Origin of the sequence: Brevundimonas sp., assembly GCF_035935935.1 — a bacterium.
Classification (GTDB): domain Bacteria; phylum Pseudomonadota; class Alphaproteobacteria; order Caulobacterales; family Caulobacteraceae; genus Brevundimonas.
The window spans coordinates 22,060-37,537 of record NZ_DASYWO010000013.1 but is presented as its reverse complement, the minus strand read 5'-3'; the positions used below and the strand labels follow the sequence as shown (position 1 = coordinate 37,537).

Sequence of the window (15,478 nt, the reverse complement as noted above, 5' to 3'; positions counted from 1 at the left end):
GCGCAAGGCCTTGCGAGCTTGTCGCGGCGGAAGCGGTTCGAGCGGGGGTCGACGCCGGGGGCTCACATGTCCACGGCCGGCCGGCGTCGGCGTGAACCTGCAAGGTCGTGGCCATCGGAGGTGGGCGGCGGCGCGGGGGCCCTGGTGCTTCGGCACGGAGGATCAGGCCGGCGATCATGGCGCGTCACGGGAAGGCGCGCGTCCGGGTCCGGGGTTCGCAAGTCTCCCGCCCGCCCGCCGAAGGCGCGTCCGTTAGTCGCCAAGCAGCGGCCCTATGCGGTGGTCCTCTCCACCTCGGACAGCTTTCGATCAGACGGACCGAGCGGAGCGTCGTCGCGAAGCCGAAACGGTAACACATCACAGCATCCGGGCTCCGCGCCCGGCGCTCCGCCCGCCCTTCCCCCCCTCGCCGTCATGCGGCGGGGCGATTTCGCGCGTCCCCGTTCCATCCTGCGTGGAGGAGGGGCGCCCCCGCGTTCGCCAACCCCTGGAGGCGCCCCATGTCGCGATCGAAGTCCCCCCGCAGTTCACGCCGGCCGTCCGACGATCCCGCGGCTTTCGACCGCGCGGGCGCCGAGCTCATGACCCGGCTGGCGCGGCTCCGCGCCACGATCGAGCGGAAACGGCGCGAAGGCTGGATCTTGACGCCCCGCGCCGCTTCCCCGGAAGGCGAGCCGACATGACGAAAATGTAACCAGCCATCGCCGGCGCCCCCGCTAAGGTCCGCGCCGACGAAATCCGCCCTTCGGAGCCTCCGCATGACTTCCCGTCTTCTCGCCGGCGTCGCCGCCCTCAGCCTGCTGGTCGCCGGCGCCTGCGCCACCGCCCCAGCCTCGGCCCCGGAGCCGGAAATCTCGGCCCAGCGCCTGTCCGACGGCATCCGCACCATTTCGGCCGACGCCTATCAGGGCCGCTACCCCGGCACGGAGGGCGAGCGCATGACCCTCGCCTGGCTGCAGGCCCAGTACGAGGCGATGGGCTTGCAGCCGGGGGGCCCGAACGGCCAGTGGCTGCAGCGGGTGGAGCTGAAGCGCTACACGCCGGAAGGCGCCGCAAGCGTCAGCTGGACGGGCCCTGACGGCGCGACCCATGTGCTGGAACCGGGCAAGGACATCCTGGTCCGCGCCGCCACCAACGACGGCCGCGCCGACGTGCGGGGCGCGGGCGTGGTCTTCGCCGGCTTCGGCATCGACGCGCCCGAGCGGAACTGGAACGACTACGGAAGCCTCGACGTGCGCGGCAAGGTCGTCATCGTCATGGCCGGCGAGCCGGACGGCGAGGTCTTCAACGGCCAGTACACCACCCACCATGCCTCGACCTCGGCCAAGGCCGACCAGGCCTTCCGCCGCGGCGCCGTCGGCCTGATCATGCTCAACCCCGTCGCGGCCACGGACTCCGCCTGGACCGGCGCGGCGCGGCGGAACAACGCCCAGCGGACCTACACCCCGGGCGCCGCGGATCTGGAGTTCACCGGGTCCATCAACATGGACACGGCCCACGCCATGGCCATGGCGGCGGGCATGGATCACGCTTCCTTCGCCAACTACGCCTCGGGCGGGTTCCGCGCGGTGGAGCTGCCGGGCGTGAAGCTGAACGTGCAGACCGCCGAGACCATCAACACCCTCGTCACCCATAATCTGCTGGCGAAGATCGAGGGGACCGAGCGCCCGGACGAGGTCATCGTCTACTCGGCCCACTGGGATCACGTCGGCGGCGCGGCCCAGCATCCGGACGCCGCCGGCGAGGACAAGATCTGGAACGGCGCGTGGGACAACGCGTCCGGCACCGTCGGCGTGGTCGAGATGGCCCGCGCCTTCGCCGCCGGCCCGCGCCCGGAGCGCACCGTCGTCTTCGCCCACATGGCGGCCGAGGAGATGGGTCTGATGGGCGCCTACGCCTATGCCGCCGACCCGGTCTACCCGCTGGAGAAGACCGTCGCGGACATCAACATCGACATGCTGCCGCTGTCGCCGCCGACCCGCGACGTCGCCATCTTCGGCAAGGGCCAGAACGACCTTGAGGACCGCCTTTCCGTGCTGGCGGCGGCCGAGGGCCGATACATCACCGACGACCGCCAGCCGGAGCAGGGCTTCTACTACCGCTCCGACCACTTCCCCTTCGCCCGCGCGGGCGTGCCGGCCCTGATGCCGTGGCACGGCGTCGACTGGGACGAGGGCGGCGTGCCCGTCGGCCGCGCGGCCTGGGACGCCAAGTTCGAGGCCGACTACCACCAGCCGTCCGACGAATGGTCGCCCAACCTCGACTTCCGCTCCGCGGTCGAGAACCTCGAGCTGCTCTATCGTCTGGGGTTCGACCTCGCCAACTCGCGCGACTGGCCGGGCTGGAAGCCGACGTCCGAGTTCGGCGCCGTGCGCGCCCGCACCGACGCGGCGCGCCAATGAGCCGGGGACAGTGAGCCTGACCCTGCGGCCTCTGACCGGCGACGGCTCGCCGCCGGTTCAGGGGTCGTATCCCCAAGCCGTGGAGGTGACCGGCGCGACCCGCTGGCTCTTCGTCTCGGGCCAGGTGCCGACCCGGCCCGACGGCGGTCTGGCAGACGACTTCCGCGCCCAGTGCGAACAGGTCTGGGACAATCTGGAGACCCAGCTGCGCGCCGCGGGCATGACGCTGGACAACCTGGTGAAGGTCACGACCTTCCTCGCGCGCCGGGACGACGCCCACCTGAACCGCGCCGTCCGCCTCGACCGGCTGCAGGGGCGACAGCCGGCGCTGACGGTCGTCGTCACCGGCATCTTCGACGAGCGCTGGCTGGTCGAGATCGAGGCCGTCGCCGCGGCCTAGAGCAGCGCCAGCAGGTCCCCCAGCACGCTGTCGGTCGTCGGCTCCCGCCCGGCGCCCGGGCCGGTGCAGCTGAAGGTCCGCCCGTCGGCGCAGGTGACCCGCAGCGCGTTCGTCTCGCCCGGCAGATCGGCGAACAGCGGATCGTGGTCGACGTCGACCATTCGCACCGACGCGGCGTCCGGCGCCGCCCGCGCCAGCTGCCGCACCGCGCCGCCCGGCGTGAACGCCGCCGTCAGCGGCTGCACCACGCCCGGCCTCGGCCCCTGCGGCCCGAACGCCTCTGCCGCCAGAATGGCCAGCTTGGCCGCCGCGTCCCGGCCCGACAGGTCCGCCGACGGATCCGCCTCGGCCAGACCCAGCGCCTGCGCCTCCGCCACCGCCTCCGCGAACAGCGCGCCTGCCGCCAGGCGGTTCAGCAGGAAGTTCACCGTGCCGTTCAGCACGGCCTCAAGCGCCACGATCGGCGCATGCGCCCGCGCCGCCCGGACCGTCTCGACCATCGGCGCCCCGCCGCCGACGCACGCCGCGATGCCCAGCCGGACGCCGCTGCGATGCGCCTGCCGCGCCAGCGGAAACAGGTCCTCGACCACCGCCTGCTTGTTCGCGCTGGCCACGTGCACCCCGCGCGACAGCGCCGCTCGCGTCAGCGCCAGCCCGGTCGAGGGATCGGACAGGGCGTCCACCAGCACGTCCGGCTCCCGCGCCAGCAGGGCCGCCGGATCGGTCGTCACCAGACGTGGATCAGGCCGCGGATCGCGCGCCTTGCCGGCGTCGCGGACCAGCACCCCCACCACCTCGAACCGCGCGTCGCCGGCCAGCCGGCTCAGCACGCCGCCGCCCACGACGCCGCACCCCGCCAGCGCCACCCTCAGCGGCCGCGTCTTCGCCGCGACGTCCCGATCGAGCTCCAGCACGCCCATCACGCCGCCTCCGCCAGCTTCAGCGCCGCCACCGTAGCCAGCCCGCGCTCCAGGTCGGCCCACAGGTCGTCCGGATGCTCCAACCCGACCGACAGGCGGATCAGGCCGTCGCCGATCCCCGCCGTCCGCCGCGCCTCCGGCGTCATCGCCAGATGGGTCATCAGCGCCGGATGCGCGATCAGGCTTTCGACCCCGCCCAGCGACTCCGCCAGCGTGAACACCCCCAGCGGCTCCACGAAGGCCCGCACCGCCTGGATGCCGCCTTCCAGCTCGACGCTCAGCATGGAGCCGAAGCCCTTCTGCTGCCGGGCCGCCAGCGCATGCCCCGGATGGCTCTCCAGCCCCGGGTGGTGCACCGCCTTCACGCCCGGCGCCGCCTCCAGACGCCGCGCGATCTCCAGCGCGCTCGCCTGCTGCCGCTCGACCCGAACGAACAGCGTCCGCAGTCCCCGCAGCGTCAGCCAGGCGTCGAACGGCGCGCCCGTCACGCCCGTCGCATTGGCCCACCACCCCGTCTCGGCGTGCACCTCCGCCTCGGCGCTGATCACGGCGCCCCCGACCACGTCGGAATGGCCGTTCACGAACTTGGTGGTCGAATGCACGACCACGTCGGCGCCCAGGGCGATCGGGGTCTGCAGCGCGGGGGACAGAAACGTGTTGTCCACCACTGACCGCGCCCCTGCCGCCCGGGCGCGTCTACAGATGTCGGCGACGTCCACGATCCTCATCAGCGGGTTCGACGGAGTCTCGATCAGCACCAGGCGGGGCTTCAGCGCGAAGGCGCGGTCCAGCGCCCCGGCGTCGCCCTGGTCCACGAAGGCCACGTCGAAGTGCCCCTTGCGCGCCCGGGCCGACAGCAGGCGGTGGGTGCCGCCGTAAAGGTCGTGTGGCGCGATGAGCAGGTCGCCGGGGTTCAGCGGGCTCAGCGCCAGGTCCAGCGCCGCCATGCCGCTGGACGTCACCACGCAGCCGGCCCCGCCCTCCAGCTCGGCCAGCGCGCCGGCCAGCAGATCGCGCGTCGGATTGCCCGAGCGCGTGTAATCATGGGCCCGCTTCCCATCCAGCCCCTCGAAGCTGAAGTTGGCGGACAGACAGATGGGCGGGATCACCGCGCCGTGGGCGACGTCGGCGTCCACGCCGTGGCGGACGCAGGCGGTTTGCGGGGACTGGCTCATGCGGCGATCTCCGGACAGGCGGGGAGGGGGAGGAGGGCGGTGCGGAGCGCGCGGCCGACGACCTCGCGCTCCTTCAGGAAGGCGTCGTGGCCGAAGACGCTGGGAGCCTCGACCAGGCGGCACAGGTTTGCGGCGCGGTCGGCCAGTTCGCGGAGGTCCTCTATCGGCACCAGCCGGTCGTCGGTGAAGCCGATCACGGTCAGGGGACAGGTCACCCGCTCCGGCTCGACCGCGTGCCTGTCCAGCGAGTCGCTCAGCACGATCTGCCGCCGCGCGTCGGCGATCGCGGCGTGCGCCTCGCCGCGGGCGATCAGCCAGTCGCAAACGGGGTGCGGTGCGGCCAGCGCGGCCGGCGAGGGCGCGCCGCCGAAACGCAGGCCCAGCTCCTCCGTCGTGCGATAGGTCGTCATGGCCAGCTGGCGCGCCAGGCTCAGCGCCTCGACCTCGCGCCCCGTCTCCAGCCCCAGCTCGAGAATGCGGCGCTGCACCCCGCGCCAGGCCGTCGCCGCGGGATGCGGCCGGTGGGGAGCCGAGATCGCCACGAGCCGGCCGACCCTGTCCGGGAACAGCTCGGCGAAGGCCAGACCGACGCAGCCGCCGTAGGACGCGCCGACGAAGGCGTCCACCAAGGGTCTGCCCAGCGCGTCCAGCGCCGCCGCGAGCGCCCGCGCCTGGTCCTGCGTCGTGGTCGGCCGCTCCGGCGCGGCGCCGACGACCGGCAGCCAGTCGATCGCCAGCACGGCGAACCGGTCGGTGTCCACCGGCGCGCCGGGCCCCACGGCCCAGTCCCACCAGCCGCGCCGCCGCGCGTCCGTCGCCGGCGCGCGGTCCGCGGAGATGCCGCCGGCCACCACGACCAGCGGCCCGTGCGTCGGTCCGGTCGCCCGGGCGCGCACGCTCGCTCCACCGGGCAGGGCGACGTCGAAGTCTCGAAAGTCAGGAAGTCTCGCCAAGGTCTCGCACGGTCCCGCTCATCGAGCACCCGTGCGGACGGAGAAGACCCGTGAAGTCGCCGGGCCGCGCAATGCGGCCGTCGCTTCACTCATCTCTCGCGGACCGGCTGAAGGGTCCCCGCAGGAGTTGGCACCGTGTCGGACCTGGGTGGGTCCGGTCGGTTGCCCCGGCGTCAAAGGGCCTATCCCTCAGCCGGTCTTGATGAGTGCCCTTACGCTGGACGAGCGGGCCGGGGGGCGTCAACCCCCCGACTGAAAGATTCAACGCGTGGTCGATTCCGCGATCAGCGCCTGGGCCCGTGCGATGGCGTCGGCCTCGGAGATTTCGCCCGCCTGAACCTTGTCGGCCAGATCCATCAGCTCCGGGCCGGTGACGGCGCCGGCCTGCGGTTCTTCCTGCAGATGGATGCCGGCGCCGCGGGCGATCGCCGCGTCCCACGCGTCGCGCACGGCCTTCCAGTAGCCCTGCGTGGAGACCCAGTAGTCGTCGCCCGCCTTGGGGTCGAACCCGTCGAAGCGGCGGTAGGAGTTGACCACGTCCTCGTGCACCACGACCGCCAGTTCCCCCTCGGCACCCTGCGCCGACTGCATCTTCTGATTGTCCTGCAAGTGGACCCAGCCCCACGGCGTCAGGGCGTGGCGGTTGGTCCCGAGGTAGCGGTCGTAGACCGGATTGCGGATGGCGTCGCGACGCGCCAGCGGGCGCCAGGAGGGGGCGGAGGTCCATTCCGCCATGCCGTTTTCATGGCTCCACTTGCCGACGCCGCCGTAGCGCGGGGAATCGTCCGTCTGCCACACCGTCTGCGACCAGGCGCCGGCGCGTTCGGCGTCCGACACCGGGGTCAGCACCCAGGTGTTCGGTCCGGCATAGGTCAGCACCGTCGCGGGCTGCCAGACCCAATCCTGCCGCCAGTGCTTGATGACGTGCACCTGGCCCTCGTGCTCCATCACCAGGATGTGCTGCAGGCTGATCCTGTCGCCCGTGTCGTAGACGATGCGCACGATCTCGTGCCCGCCTGACGTCTTGGGCGACAGCGGCTCGTAGCCGTCCACGAAGTTGACCGTCTCGCGCATGTCGAAGCGCACGTTGAAGTCGCCGACCTGGCTCAGGATGGCCCGGCGGTCCTGCTCATAGGCGGCATGTTGGGCCGAGCCCGCGGCGGGCGCCTGGGCGACGGCCAGAGCGGGGACGGCCGCGGTGGCCAGAAGGGCGGCGACGAAAAGGGCGCGCATGGCGTTTCCTCGAAAATGAGACGCGTTCGCGATAACGTCGCGAACGTCGTCCGGCAAGCGATCAGTAGCGATAGGTCAGTGAGACGCTGAAGTTGCGGCCCGGCTGGGTGTAGGCGTCCAGCACGGCGGAGGTCCGGGACAGGCCCCGCACGTCGCTCCACCAGCCGTAGGATTCGTCGGTCACGTTGAACAGGCCGCCGCGCAGCACGGCCGAGTCGGTCAGGTTCAGATAGACCGTGACATCCAGCAGCGTGAACTCCTCGCCGGCGTAGCAGTTGGGCGCGCAAGCCAGGCCGGCCAGATCTCCGACGGCCTTGTCGTCGGACCATGTCACGATGGCCTGGCCGCCCCAGTTGCCGTTCGGGTCGTCGTACCCCAGGCCGCCGACGACCTTGACCGGATCGACGGTGACCAGCGGCACGGTCGCGGCGCCCGAGGTCTGGTCGCCCTCGGCCCACGCCGCGGCGAGACGGGTGCTGAACCCGTTGGCCCAGCGCATGTCGGCGCGCGCCTCCAGGCCCGACACCTCCACCTCGGTGAAGTTGACGAACTGATAGACGGCGGGGTCGGCCGGGGTGAAGGATCCCGAGACCACCTGCTGGCTGATGAAGTCCTCATAGTCCGACCTGAACGCCACCACCTGACCGGCGAAGCGGCCGCCCAGAAGTTCGACGTCGCGCCAGCGCGCCCCGATCTCCACGCTGGTGCTGGTCTCCGGACCCAGGTTCGGGTTCGGGACGGACACGTAGCCGAAGGCCGGGTTGGAGAAGCCGTTGTTCACCTGCGACGGCGTCGGCGCCTTGAAGCCCGCGCCATAGCTGCCGAACAGGCCGAAGGTGTCGCCGGCCCACCAGACCACGCCCAGCTTGGGCGACACGTGGTCGTCGGACTGGTCCGCGCGGCCGCCGGTGTACAGGGGGTCGGCCCTGGTCGTCAGCTCGTAGGAATCGAACCTCAGCGCCGGGACGATCCGCAGGGCGCCGCCCAACAGCAGGATCTCGTCCTGCACGAAGACGCCCGCCAGACGATAGTCGGTCTCGGGGAAGGGGCTGGACGGGAAGGTCTCACCGGCGGGCGGCACGGTGCCGTCGCGAACGCCGGTCTGGGTCGCCTCCGACCAGTCACCGCCGAAGGTCAGGCGGTGCGTCGCGCCGCCGAACGCCAGCGACTTGACGCCCTCGGCCGCGAAGCCGGCCACCTCGTTGTCGAAGCGATTGTCGCGCGTGCGGTCCACCGCCGGTGTGCGGTCCTCGAAGGTGAACTGACGCGTCTCCGACGTCTGGTGGTAGGCGGTGATCTGGCCGCGATCGAGGCCGAACACGCCGTCGAAGCGCCAGTCGGCGGCGACGCGCTCGCGGCGGGTCTCGTCGTCGGCGGTCAGGTTCAGCACGGTCGCCGACTGGCCGCTCAGCACATTGGCCGACACCTCTGATTCGTAGGCGTCATACGTGACGCGCAGACGGTGACCGGGCGCGACGTCCCACACAGCCTTGGCGAGGATGCCTTCGCTTTCAGACTGCTGCGGGTTGGCCGTCGTGCGCGCCGAGCCGACGACGTCGTTCTCGCCGGCGGTTTTCGTCTCTTCGGCGTCGCGGGTCGTGTAGGCCAGAAGCCCCGAAAGCGGCCCGGCCCGGCCGGCGACGGACAGGCCGTACGTCACGCCTTCGTCGGCGGACGAATAGGCCACGCGGCCGCGCGCGGCGAAGTCGCGGTCGCCCATCAGCAGGTCGCCCGGGTCCCTTGTGGTGAACACCACCGCGCCAGCAACGCCGTCCGACCCGTACAGCGCTGACGCCGGCCCCCGCAGGATCTCGACGGACTTCATCAGGTCCAGATCGGCATAGCCGCCGCGGCCGACGCTCTGGGCGCCGAACACGAACCCGTCCGCCATGCGCACGCCGTCGACGACCTGCAGCACCCGGTCGCCGCCCAGGCCGCGAATGGTGAAGCCTTCATTGCCCGCCCGACCCGTCGTGCCGAGCGCCGCGCCGAATCGCGCCGGCTGGCTGACGACGCTGACGCCCGGCTCGAACCGGATCAGGTCCTTGATGTCCGTATGCAGATCGTCCTCGATCTCGCGCGCGGTGATCACGCTGACGGTGGCGGGCGCCTCATCGACGCGTGTGGCGGTGCGCGTGGCGCTGACGGTGATCGGCGCCACCTCGGTCACCGGCGGCTCCTGGGCTTGGGCGAGCGCGATGCCGGGCGCCGCGCCCAAGGCGAAGGCGGCGGAGGAGAGCAGACGGATTTTCATGACGGACGCCCCGGGGAGGTGGTTACAAGCGGAGCGGCAATTACTGCGAACGATTATCAGGCGCAATCGCAATTCATTCAGCGTCGGCAACCCGACCACACGGGCGGCGTTGGCTCGACATGAAACGCCTCGTCCTGCTCTCCGTCTGGTTCGCCGTGGCCGCCTGTTCGCAGGGCGAAGACCCCGCCGCGCCCGCCGAACCATCTCCCGTCCCGCCCGTCGACGGCGAGACGTCCGTGCCCGGACCGAACGCCGGCAACTTCGTCGGGGCCTGGGCCGCGCAGGCGTCGTGGTGCGCCAATACGTCAGGGCCGGAACGGCCCATCCGCATCACCACCACGACATTCGAAGGCTACGAGAACAGCTGCCGCATCTCTCGCGTGCAGCAGGTCAACACGGCCTACGAGGCGCTGCTGGACTGCACGTCCGAGGGCACGACGACGCAGGAGCGCGTGCGCATGCGCGTCGCCGACGACCGCCTGACCCTCAGCTGGCTGGACCGCGCGGGATCCAGCTCCAGCGAGTTCGTGCGCTGCCCCGCGGTGCAGCCGGCGCCGGTTCCGATCCCGGCGCCCGAGCCGACGGGCTGATCGTTCAGCTGAACAGGAAGTTCATCACGTCGCCGTCCTTGACGACGTACGACTTGCCCTCGGCCCGCAGCTTGCCCGCCTCGCGCGCCTTCGCCTCGCCGCGCAGGGCGACGTAGTCGTCGTAGGCGATGGTTTCGGCGCGGATGAAACCCTTCTCGAAGTCGGTGTGGATCACGCCTGCGGCCTGCGGCGCGGTGTCGCCGACGTGGATGGTCCAGGCCCGGGCTTCCTTGGGTCCGACGGTGAAGTAGGACTGCAGCCCCAGCAGGGCGTAGGCTTCGCGGATCAGGCGGTTCAGGCCCGGCTCGGCCAGACCCAGTTCCTGCAGGAACTCCATCTGCTCCGCCTCGTCCAGCACCGCCAGCTCGCTGTCGATCTTGGCCGAGATGACCACCGTGTTGGCGCCGTCCGCCTTCGCGCGCTCCGCAACCCTCTCGGACAGCTCATTGCCCTTGTCGGCCGAGCCTTCGTCCACGTTGGCGACGTAGAGGGCGGGCAGGGCGGTCAGGAGCTGCAGCATGTCCCACGCCTTCTTGTCCTCCTTGCCGACCTCGGCCGTGCGCGCGGGCTTGCCGGCGTTCAGCTGGGTCAGGGCAAGGTCGACGAGGCGCAGCGTCGCCGCCGCCTCCTTGTCGCCCGACGAGCGCGCCCGCTTCTCCAGGTTCGGACGGCGGCGCTCCAGGCTTTCAAGGTCGGCCAGCATCAGCTCGGTCTCGATGATCTCCAGATCGGCGATCGGATCGATGCGGTTTTCGACGTGCGTGATGTCGTCGTCGATGAAGCAGCGGGCCACGAAGGCCACGGCGTCGCAGTCGCGGATGTTGGCCAGGAACTGGTTGCCCAGCCCTTCGCCCTTGGACGCCCCGCGCACCAGACCGGCCACGTCGACGAAGGTGATGCGCGCCGGAATGATCTCCTTGGACCCCGCGATCTCGGCCAGCACGTTCAGGCGCGGCTCGGGCACGGCCACGTCGCCCGTGTTCGGCTCGATGGTGCAGAACGGATAGTTGGCGGCCTGCGCCGCCGCCGTCTTGGTCAGGGCGTTGAACAGGGTGGACTTGCCGACGTTCGGCAGGCCGACGATCGCGACTTTCAGGGCCATGGCGCTCTTGGGGGAGAAATCGAAGCGCGAGCCTTTAGACGGTTCGCGCCCCGATGTCAGGTGCGCATCACCGCCCGGCGCCCATCCGCACCGGCAGCAGCAGCTCCAGCGTCCGCCCACTGGCGAAGGTCATCACCATCGGCACCTGCTCGCCGGCCCTGAGCGGCGAGGTCAGTCCGGTCAGCATGATGTGCGTCGCGCCCGGCGCCAGCGTCACGTCGCGGCCTTCGGGCAGCGGTAGGCCTTCGGGCATGGCGGACATGCGCATCATGCCGTCGCGCTCCTCCATGTCGTGCACCTCGGCCGTCGCCGCCGAAGACGTGGCCACGGCCACCAGACGGTCGTCCGCGCCGACGGCCCTGAAGGTGGCGTAGCAGGCGCCCGTGCGTGCGCCGTTCGGGGTGGCGCGGCACCAGGCGTCCGTGACCTCGACGCCCACGGTGGCGCCGTCCTTCGTTTGCGTCGTGCGCGCCGACGAGGCCGGCTCGCCGCAGGCGGCCAGCGCCAGCGTCGCCAGCAGGATCAGGGCTGACGTCCTCATGTCGCGGCCCTCCGGCGGCCAAGGGTCCACAGCCGGTCGACCGCGATCGCGGCCAGCAGGCTGACGCCCGTCAGGGGATAAACGATGCAGAAGGGGATCACGATGCCCAGCACTGCGGCACGAACGCGCGGTCCGGGCGGCGCGGCCGGCGCGGCCAGCTTCCCGCGGGGCCTCCGCTTCCACCACATCGTCAGGGCGGACAGGCCCAGCACCCAGACCGCCACGCAGGCCAGCAGCATCACCCAGCGGTTCAGCTGTCCGTACTGTCGACCTTCGTGCACAGCGATGCCCCACTCGAACGCGCGGGCGCCGACGCCGAACTGGTCGGCCGTGACGTCGGCCAGCACGCGGCCCTGCCGCGTCAGATAGATCAGCCGCGCATCCTCCGCGGCCTGGTTCTCCACCGCCGCGGTCACCGCCCGGTCGGCCGAGGCAGGCAGGCCGATCAGATACGGGCGGGCCAGACCGGCGCTTTCGGTCGCCGACACGACGGCGTTGAGATCCAGCGCGGACGGCGTCGCCTGCAGGGTCGTCGTGCCCATCGCCCAGCCGGCGTCGGGCGGGGCGTCGTGATGCTCGGCGTGCAGCCAGTCCTGCGCCGCCGGCGCGGGCGGCCGGCCGAGCCCGGCCTGATTGACCAGGGTCAGAAATCCCTCGCCCCACACGGCCGACCACGGCATGCCGGTGAAGGCCAGGAAGAAGATCACGCCCCCGGCGTACAGCCCCGTCACCGCATGCAGGTCGCGCTGGAACGGCCGACCCGCCTTCGCCCGGATCGTCACCACGCCCGCCTCGCGCCGCCGGGGCCACCACAGGAAAATCCCCGTCGCGACCAGGATCATGGCCCAGCCGGCCACCACTTCGACGACCAGGTTCATGCCCGGGCCGGCGATGGCCAGCGAGTGGATCGTCTTCACGGTCTCCGAAATGCCGCCGGCCGGCCGGTCTCCCGTCACCCGCGCGTCCGCCGGGTCGACGAAGACCACGCGCATAGAGCCGTCGGCCCGCTCGATGGTCACCTGCACCGCACGATCGGGCCGGTCGGGGACGAGCACCGTCGCCGCGCGCCCCGGCACGGCCGTCGTCGCCGCCGTGACCCAGTCGGCGGGCTGGCTGATGGTCGGGCGCGGTTCGATCGCGGCCACCGACCGCGTCTGCCAGTCGTCGATCTCGGCCTTGAACAGATAGACGCCGCCCGTCAGGGCCATGAGCATGAGGAAGGGCAGGACCAGCAGCCCGGCATAGAAGTGCCAGCGCCAGACCGCGCGATAGGCGCCCGACAGGGGCGTGGATGGAGCCGGAGCTCCGCCGTCAGTGGAAGACATCGGGGATTCCTGAAGAGAAGCGACGCGGAACGCGCGCGTTCGCCGGCGCGCGCGGGGCTTGCGTGGGTCGTCTTCAGGCGTGGGGCGGGGCGGTCGAGGGCGGCCGCGGCGGGGCGCGGGCCGGCGGCAGGCGCAGGGTGGTCGATGCGGGCGCGGGAACGACCGTGGCCGTCAGGACCGGGGCGGGCGGCGCCTCGGGCGCCGGCGGCAGCGTCGCGAGCGGCGGCGGGACGCAGGCGGGGCAGGACGGCGCGTCCGGGGTCTGCTCGACCTGACCCGTCTCCGGATCGACGACGACCGTCTTCGGTCCCTCGACCGAGCACAGCACCAGCGGCATGCCCGGCTGAGCCGCGGCCTGCGCCGCATAGGGGAACAGCGCGCCCCAAACGACGGCGAAGGTCGCCGCCAGGATGGCGACGGCCTGCAGTCCGGTCAGATCACGGAAGGCGCGGGCGTCCACGAGGTTCGCTTAGCCGCTCCGGCTCCGGCGAACAACGTCGTTCAGGCGCCGCGTCAGCGCCGAGAGTGGAAGAACATCTCGATGCGATAGGTGTCGGCGGAGATCAGTTCGCCCTCGTGACGGATGCCGTCGGCATGGCGAAGGCGGAAACTGTCGGCCTGATAGCCGGGCGTGCTGTTCAGCACCTCGCAGGTCAGCACGACCTCCACGCCTTCCTTTCGACCGTCACACGACTGCGCCGACCACCCCCGCGACTGCGAGGCGCCGTCGTCGAGGCGTTCCATCGTCGACAGAGACACATGATACCCCTCGCCCATCGGCGTGACGGTCATCACCCCCGAAATCTGTCCGAGCGAGCCGTTCGTCAAGCGCGTCATCGGCGAGCTGAAGGTGTAGATCCCGTTCAACTGGTTCGCGGGCTGCGCGGCCGCCGGCGCCGCGGCCGCCAGGCCGCCGAGGACCGCCACGACGCATGCCAGGGCCTTCATCGGTTTCCCTCCCACATCCGGGCCGTTCAAGCGCCGAAGCGTGCCTGGCGTGGCCGTTCCCGTCAACGGCGCCTCGCGACCGGTCAGAAACCGTGGGGGGCGTCAGGTTCGGACAGGGGTGGGGTCTTCCCGGCGGGGTCTAGCCTCGTCACGACTTCGGACGCCGTGTCCGGTGGCGGACGCCTCGACTTCGCGGGAAACGCGTGGGACGGTGACGCTTCGTAAGCTGAGTGGGAGTGAGCGGGATGATGATGCGACGGACCTTGCTGGCGGGCGCGGCGCTGGCCCTGATGACGGGCGCGGCGGCTGCGCAGGAGGCCCAGATCGACACCCGGCCGGGCGGGCCGGAGCGCGTCGACCTGACGATCTATCAGGGCAACGTCACCCTGGTTGAGGACATCCGCGGCCTCAGCATCCCGGCCGGTCGTTCGCGGCAGGAATTCCCCGGCGTGTCCGCCTCCATCCGGCCCGAGACGGTCAGCCTGACCGGCCGCGGGCTGGAGGTGGTCGAGCAGAATTTCGACTACGACCTGCTGACCCCCGACAAGCTGATGCAGAGCGCCGTCGGCCAGGAGATCGGCCTGGTCCGCATCAACCCCGGCACCGGCCGCGAGGAAACCCAGCGCGCCACGGTGCTGGCGGCCAATGAGGGCGTGGTCCTGCGCATCGGCGGCAATGTGGAGGTGCTGCGCGACGACGGCGTGCCGACCCGCGTCATCTTCGACGAGGTGCCGGCGAACCTGCGCCCGCGGCCGACCCTCAGCGTGACCCTGGACGCCGAGGGCGCCGGCCGGCGCGACGTGACCCTGACCTATCTGACCTCGGGCCTCAGCTGGACGGCAGACTACGTCATGCGCGTCGACGAGCAGGCGTCGACCCTGGACCTGCTGGGCTGGGTGACGATCTCGAACCGTTCGGGCGCCACCTTCACCGACGCCGAGACGCGGGTCGTGGCCGGCGACGTCTCGTCCGGCGGAAACTATCGCGGAAACGGGATCGCCGCGTCCGACGACCAGTCGCTGGGCGACTACTACGTCTATCCGCTGCCGGAGCGGGTCACCGTCGCCAACAACCAGAACAAGCAGGTCGGCCTGCTGGACGTGTCGGGCGTGGCGACCACGAAGCGCTATCTGTGGGAGATCTACGGCTTCACGACCTCGGCCCAGCCGCAGGCGGTCGAGGTGGCCTATCTGTTCGCCAACGGCCCCATCAACGGCCAGAACCGGTCGCTGCCGGCTGGCACGATCCGCGTCTACATCAACGACGCCTCGGGCGAGCCGCGCTTCATCGGCGAGGACTCCATCAGCCACACCCCCGCCGGCTCCGACCTGGCCATCACCACGGGCGAGGCCTTCGACGTCACCGTCCAGCCGCGTCTGGTGTCGGAGGAGCGGGTGTCGACCCGCATCGTCGACTATTTCCGCACCCGCCGCTCGGTCGAATACACCCTGCGCAACGCCCGGCCCGAGCCGGTCACCATCGAGGTGCGGCAGGGTGGCCTCGGCCGCGACACGGAGATCCAGCAGCAGAGCCACCCCGGCGTGCTGGAGGATTCCCGCACGGTCGTCTGGAAGGTGCAGGTTCCGGCCAACGGCGAGGTGAAGCTGACCGCCACCATCGAGACGGGCGGCTGAG

At 71.4% G+C, this 15,478-nt stretch carries 14 protein-coding genes and 1 riboswitch; of the genes, 4 read left to right on the top strand and 10 right to left on the bottom strand.

Going from position 1 to position 15,478, the window contains the following annotated elements; translation table 11 throughout:
• Nucleotides 1-758: 758 nt before the first annotated feature.
• Together VGR32_RS13145 and VGR32_RS13140 are read left to right on the top strand one after the other, a co-directional pair.
• On the top strand, nucleotides 759-2,402 hold the full coding sequence (locus tag VGR32_RS13145) for a M28 family peptidase (protein ID WP_327451370.1): 1,644 nt from the start codon (nucleotides 759-761) through the stop codon (nucleotides 2,400-2,402).
• Nucleotides 2,403-2,412: 10 nt separating this feature from the next.
• Nucleotides 2,413-2,802, top strand: a complete 390-nt coding sequence (locus VGR32_RS13140; RefSeq protein ID WP_327451368.1) for a RidA family protein — start codon at nucleotides 2,413-2,415, stop codon at nucleotides 2,800-2,802.
• Here VGR32_RS13140 and VGR32_RS13135 read toward each other — a convergent pair.
• The 5 genes from VGR32_RS13135 to VGR32_RS13115 all read right to left on the bottom strand — a co-directional run bounded on the left by VGR32_RS13135 (nucleotide 2,799) and on the right by VGR32_RS13115 (nucleotide 9,337).
• Nucleotides 2,799-3,722, bottom strand: a complete 924-nt coding sequence (locus VGR32_RS13135) for a hypothetical protein (RefSeq protein ID WP_327451366.1) — start codon at nucleotides 3,720-3,722, stop codon at nucleotides 2,799-2,801. The genes VGR32_RS13140 and VGR32_RS13135 overlap by 4 nt on opposite strands.
• A complete protein-coding gene (gene metB / locus VGR32_RS13130) occupies nucleotides 3,722-4,897 on the bottom strand; it encodes a cystathionine gamma-synthase (protein WP_327451365.1) in 1,176 nt (391 codons plus the stop codon). Before metB ends, VGR32_RS13135 begins: the two co-directional genes overlap by 1 nt.
• Nucleotides 4,894-5,850, bottom strand: a complete 957-nt coding sequence (gene metX / locus VGR32_RS13125; RefSeq protein WP_327451364.1) for a homoserine O-succinyltransferase MetX — start codon at nucleotides 5,848-5,850, stop codon at nucleotides 4,894-4,896. Before metX ends, metB begins: the two co-directional genes overlap by 4 nt.
• A gap of 86 nt (nucleotides 5,851-5,936) precedes the next feature.
• A riboswitch (SAM riboswitch) is annotated at nucleotides 5,937-6,059 on the bottom strand.
• Nucleotides 6,060-6,111: 52 nt separating this feature from the next.
• Nucleotides 6,112-7,083 (bottom strand): DUF6607 family protein, encoded by a 972-nt coding sequence (locus tag VGR32_RS13120; protein WP_327451363.1) that lies wholly within the window; start codon nucleotides 7,081-7,083, stop codon nucleotides 6,112-6,114.
• 61 nt (nucleotides 7,084-7,144) lie between these two features.
• Nucleotides 7,145-9,337, bottom strand: coding sequence for a TonB-dependent hemoglobin/transferrin/lactoferrin family receptor (locus VGR32_RS13115; RefSeq protein ID WP_327451362.1), 2,193 nt, complete (start codon nucleotides 9,335-9,337; stop codon nucleotides 7,145-7,147).
• 119 nt (nucleotides 9,338-9,456) lie between these two features.
• On the opposite strand from VGR32_RS13115, the gene VGR32_RS13110 reads away from it, so the two are divergent.
• Nucleotides 9,457-9,927: a hypothetical protein gene (locus VGR32_RS13110; protein WP_327451361.1), complete on the top strand. Its 471-nt coding sequence runs from the start codon at nucleotides 9,457-9,459 to the stop codon at nucleotides 9,925-9,927.
• A gap of 4 nt (nucleotides 9,928-9,931) precedes the next feature.
• On the opposite strand, the gene ychF is transcribed toward VGR32_RS13110, so the two are convergent.
• From ychF to VGR32_RS13085, 5 genes are all read right to left on the bottom strand, one after another.
• Nucleotides 9,932-11,029 carry a redox-regulated ATPase YchF gene (ychF, locus tag VGR32_RS13105; RefSeq protein ID WP_327451359.1) on the bottom strand — a complete coding sequence of 366 codons (1,098 nt, stop codon included), beginning with the start codon at nucleotides 11,027-11,029 and terminating at the stop codon, nucleotides 9,932-9,934.
• A 67-nt stretch (nucleotides 11,030-11,096) separates the two neighbouring features.
• Entirely contained in the window at nucleotides 11,097-11,570 is a 474-nt protein-coding gene (locus VGR32_RS13100) for a copper chaperone PCu(A)C (protein ID WP_327451357.1), read from the bottom strand.
• Nucleotides 11,567-12,895, bottom strand: coding sequence for a PepSY domain-containing protein (locus VGR32_RS13095; protein WP_327451355.1), 1,329 nt, complete (start codon nucleotides 12,893-12,895; stop codon nucleotides 11,567-11,569). The genes VGR32_RS13100 and VGR32_RS13095 overlap by 4 nt, the downstream gene beginning before the upstream one ends.
• 73 nt (nucleotides 12,896-12,968) lie before the next feature.
• The gene (locus VGR32_RS13090; RefSeq protein WP_327451353.1) at nucleotides 12,969-13,355 is read right to left on the bottom strand and encodes a DUF2946 family protein; all 387 of its coding nucleotides are present in this window, start codon (nucleotides 13,353-13,355) and stop codon (nucleotides 12,969-12,971) included.
• A gap of 53 nt (nucleotides 13,356-13,408) precedes the next feature.
• Entirely contained in the window at nucleotides 13,409-13,843 is a 435-nt protein-coding gene (locus VGR32_RS13085; protein WP_327451351.1) for a hypothetical protein, read from the bottom strand.
• Between the two features lie 245 nt (nucleotides 13,844-14,088).
• Between VGR32_RS13085 and VGR32_RS13080 the strand changes: the two genes are divergently transcribed.
• Nucleotides 14,089-15,477 carry a DUF4139 domain-containing protein gene (locus VGR32_RS13080; protein ID WP_327451350.1) on the top strand — a complete coding sequence of 463 codons (1,389 nt, stop codon included), beginning with the start codon at nucleotides 14,089-14,091 and terminating at the stop codon, nucleotides 15,475-15,477.
• Nucleotide 15,478: the final 1 nt, after the last annotated feature.

Bases quoted from the DNA above. Each gene is read 5' to 3' on its own strand.
- VGR32_RS13145 (WP_327451370.1), top strand. From the start codon at position 759: ATGACTTCCCGTCTTCTCGCCGGCGTCGCCGCCCTCAGCCTGCTGGTC.
- VGR32_RS13085 (WP_327451351.1), bottom strand. From the start codon at position 13,843: ATGAAGGCCCTGGCATGCGTCGTGGCGGTCCTCGGCGGCCTGGCGGCC.
- VGR32_RS13110 (WP_327451361.1), top strand. From the start codon at position 9,457: ATGAAACGCCTCGTCCTGCTCTCCGTCTGGTTCGCCGTGGCCGCCTGT.
- VGR32_RS13120 (WP_327451363.1), bottom strand. From the start codon at position 7,083: ATGCGCGCCCTTTTCGTCGCCGCCCTTCTGGCCACCGCGGCCGTCCCC.
- VGR32_RS13135 (WP_327451366.1), bottom strand. From the start codon at position 3,722: ATGGGCGTGCTGGAGCTCGATCGGGACGTCGCGGCGAAGACGCGGCCG.
- VGR32_RS13080 (WP_327451350.1), top strand. From the start codon at position 14,089: ATGATGATGCGACGGACCTTGCTGGCGGGCGCGGCGCTGGCCCTGATG.
- VGR32_RS13095 (WP_327451355.1), bottom strand. From the start codon at position 12,895: ATGTCTTCCACTGACGGCGGAGCTCCGGCTCCATCCACGCCCCTGTCG.
- ychF (WP_327451359.1), bottom strand. From the start codon at position 11,029: ATGGCCCTGAAAGTCGCGATCGTCGGCCTGCCGAACGTCGGCAAGTCC.
- VGR32_RS13100 (WP_327451357.1), bottom strand. From the start codon at position 11,570: ATGAGGACGTCAGCCCTGATCCTGCTGGCGACGCTGGCGCTGGCCGCC.
- VGR32_RS13115 (WP_327451362.1), bottom strand. From the start codon at position 9,337: ATGAAAATCCGTCTGCTCTCCTCCGCCGCCTTCGCCTTGGGCGCGGCG.
- metB (WP_327451365.1), bottom strand. From the start codon at position 4,897: ATGAGCCAGTCCCCGCAAACCGCCTGCGTCCGCCACGGCGTGGACGCC.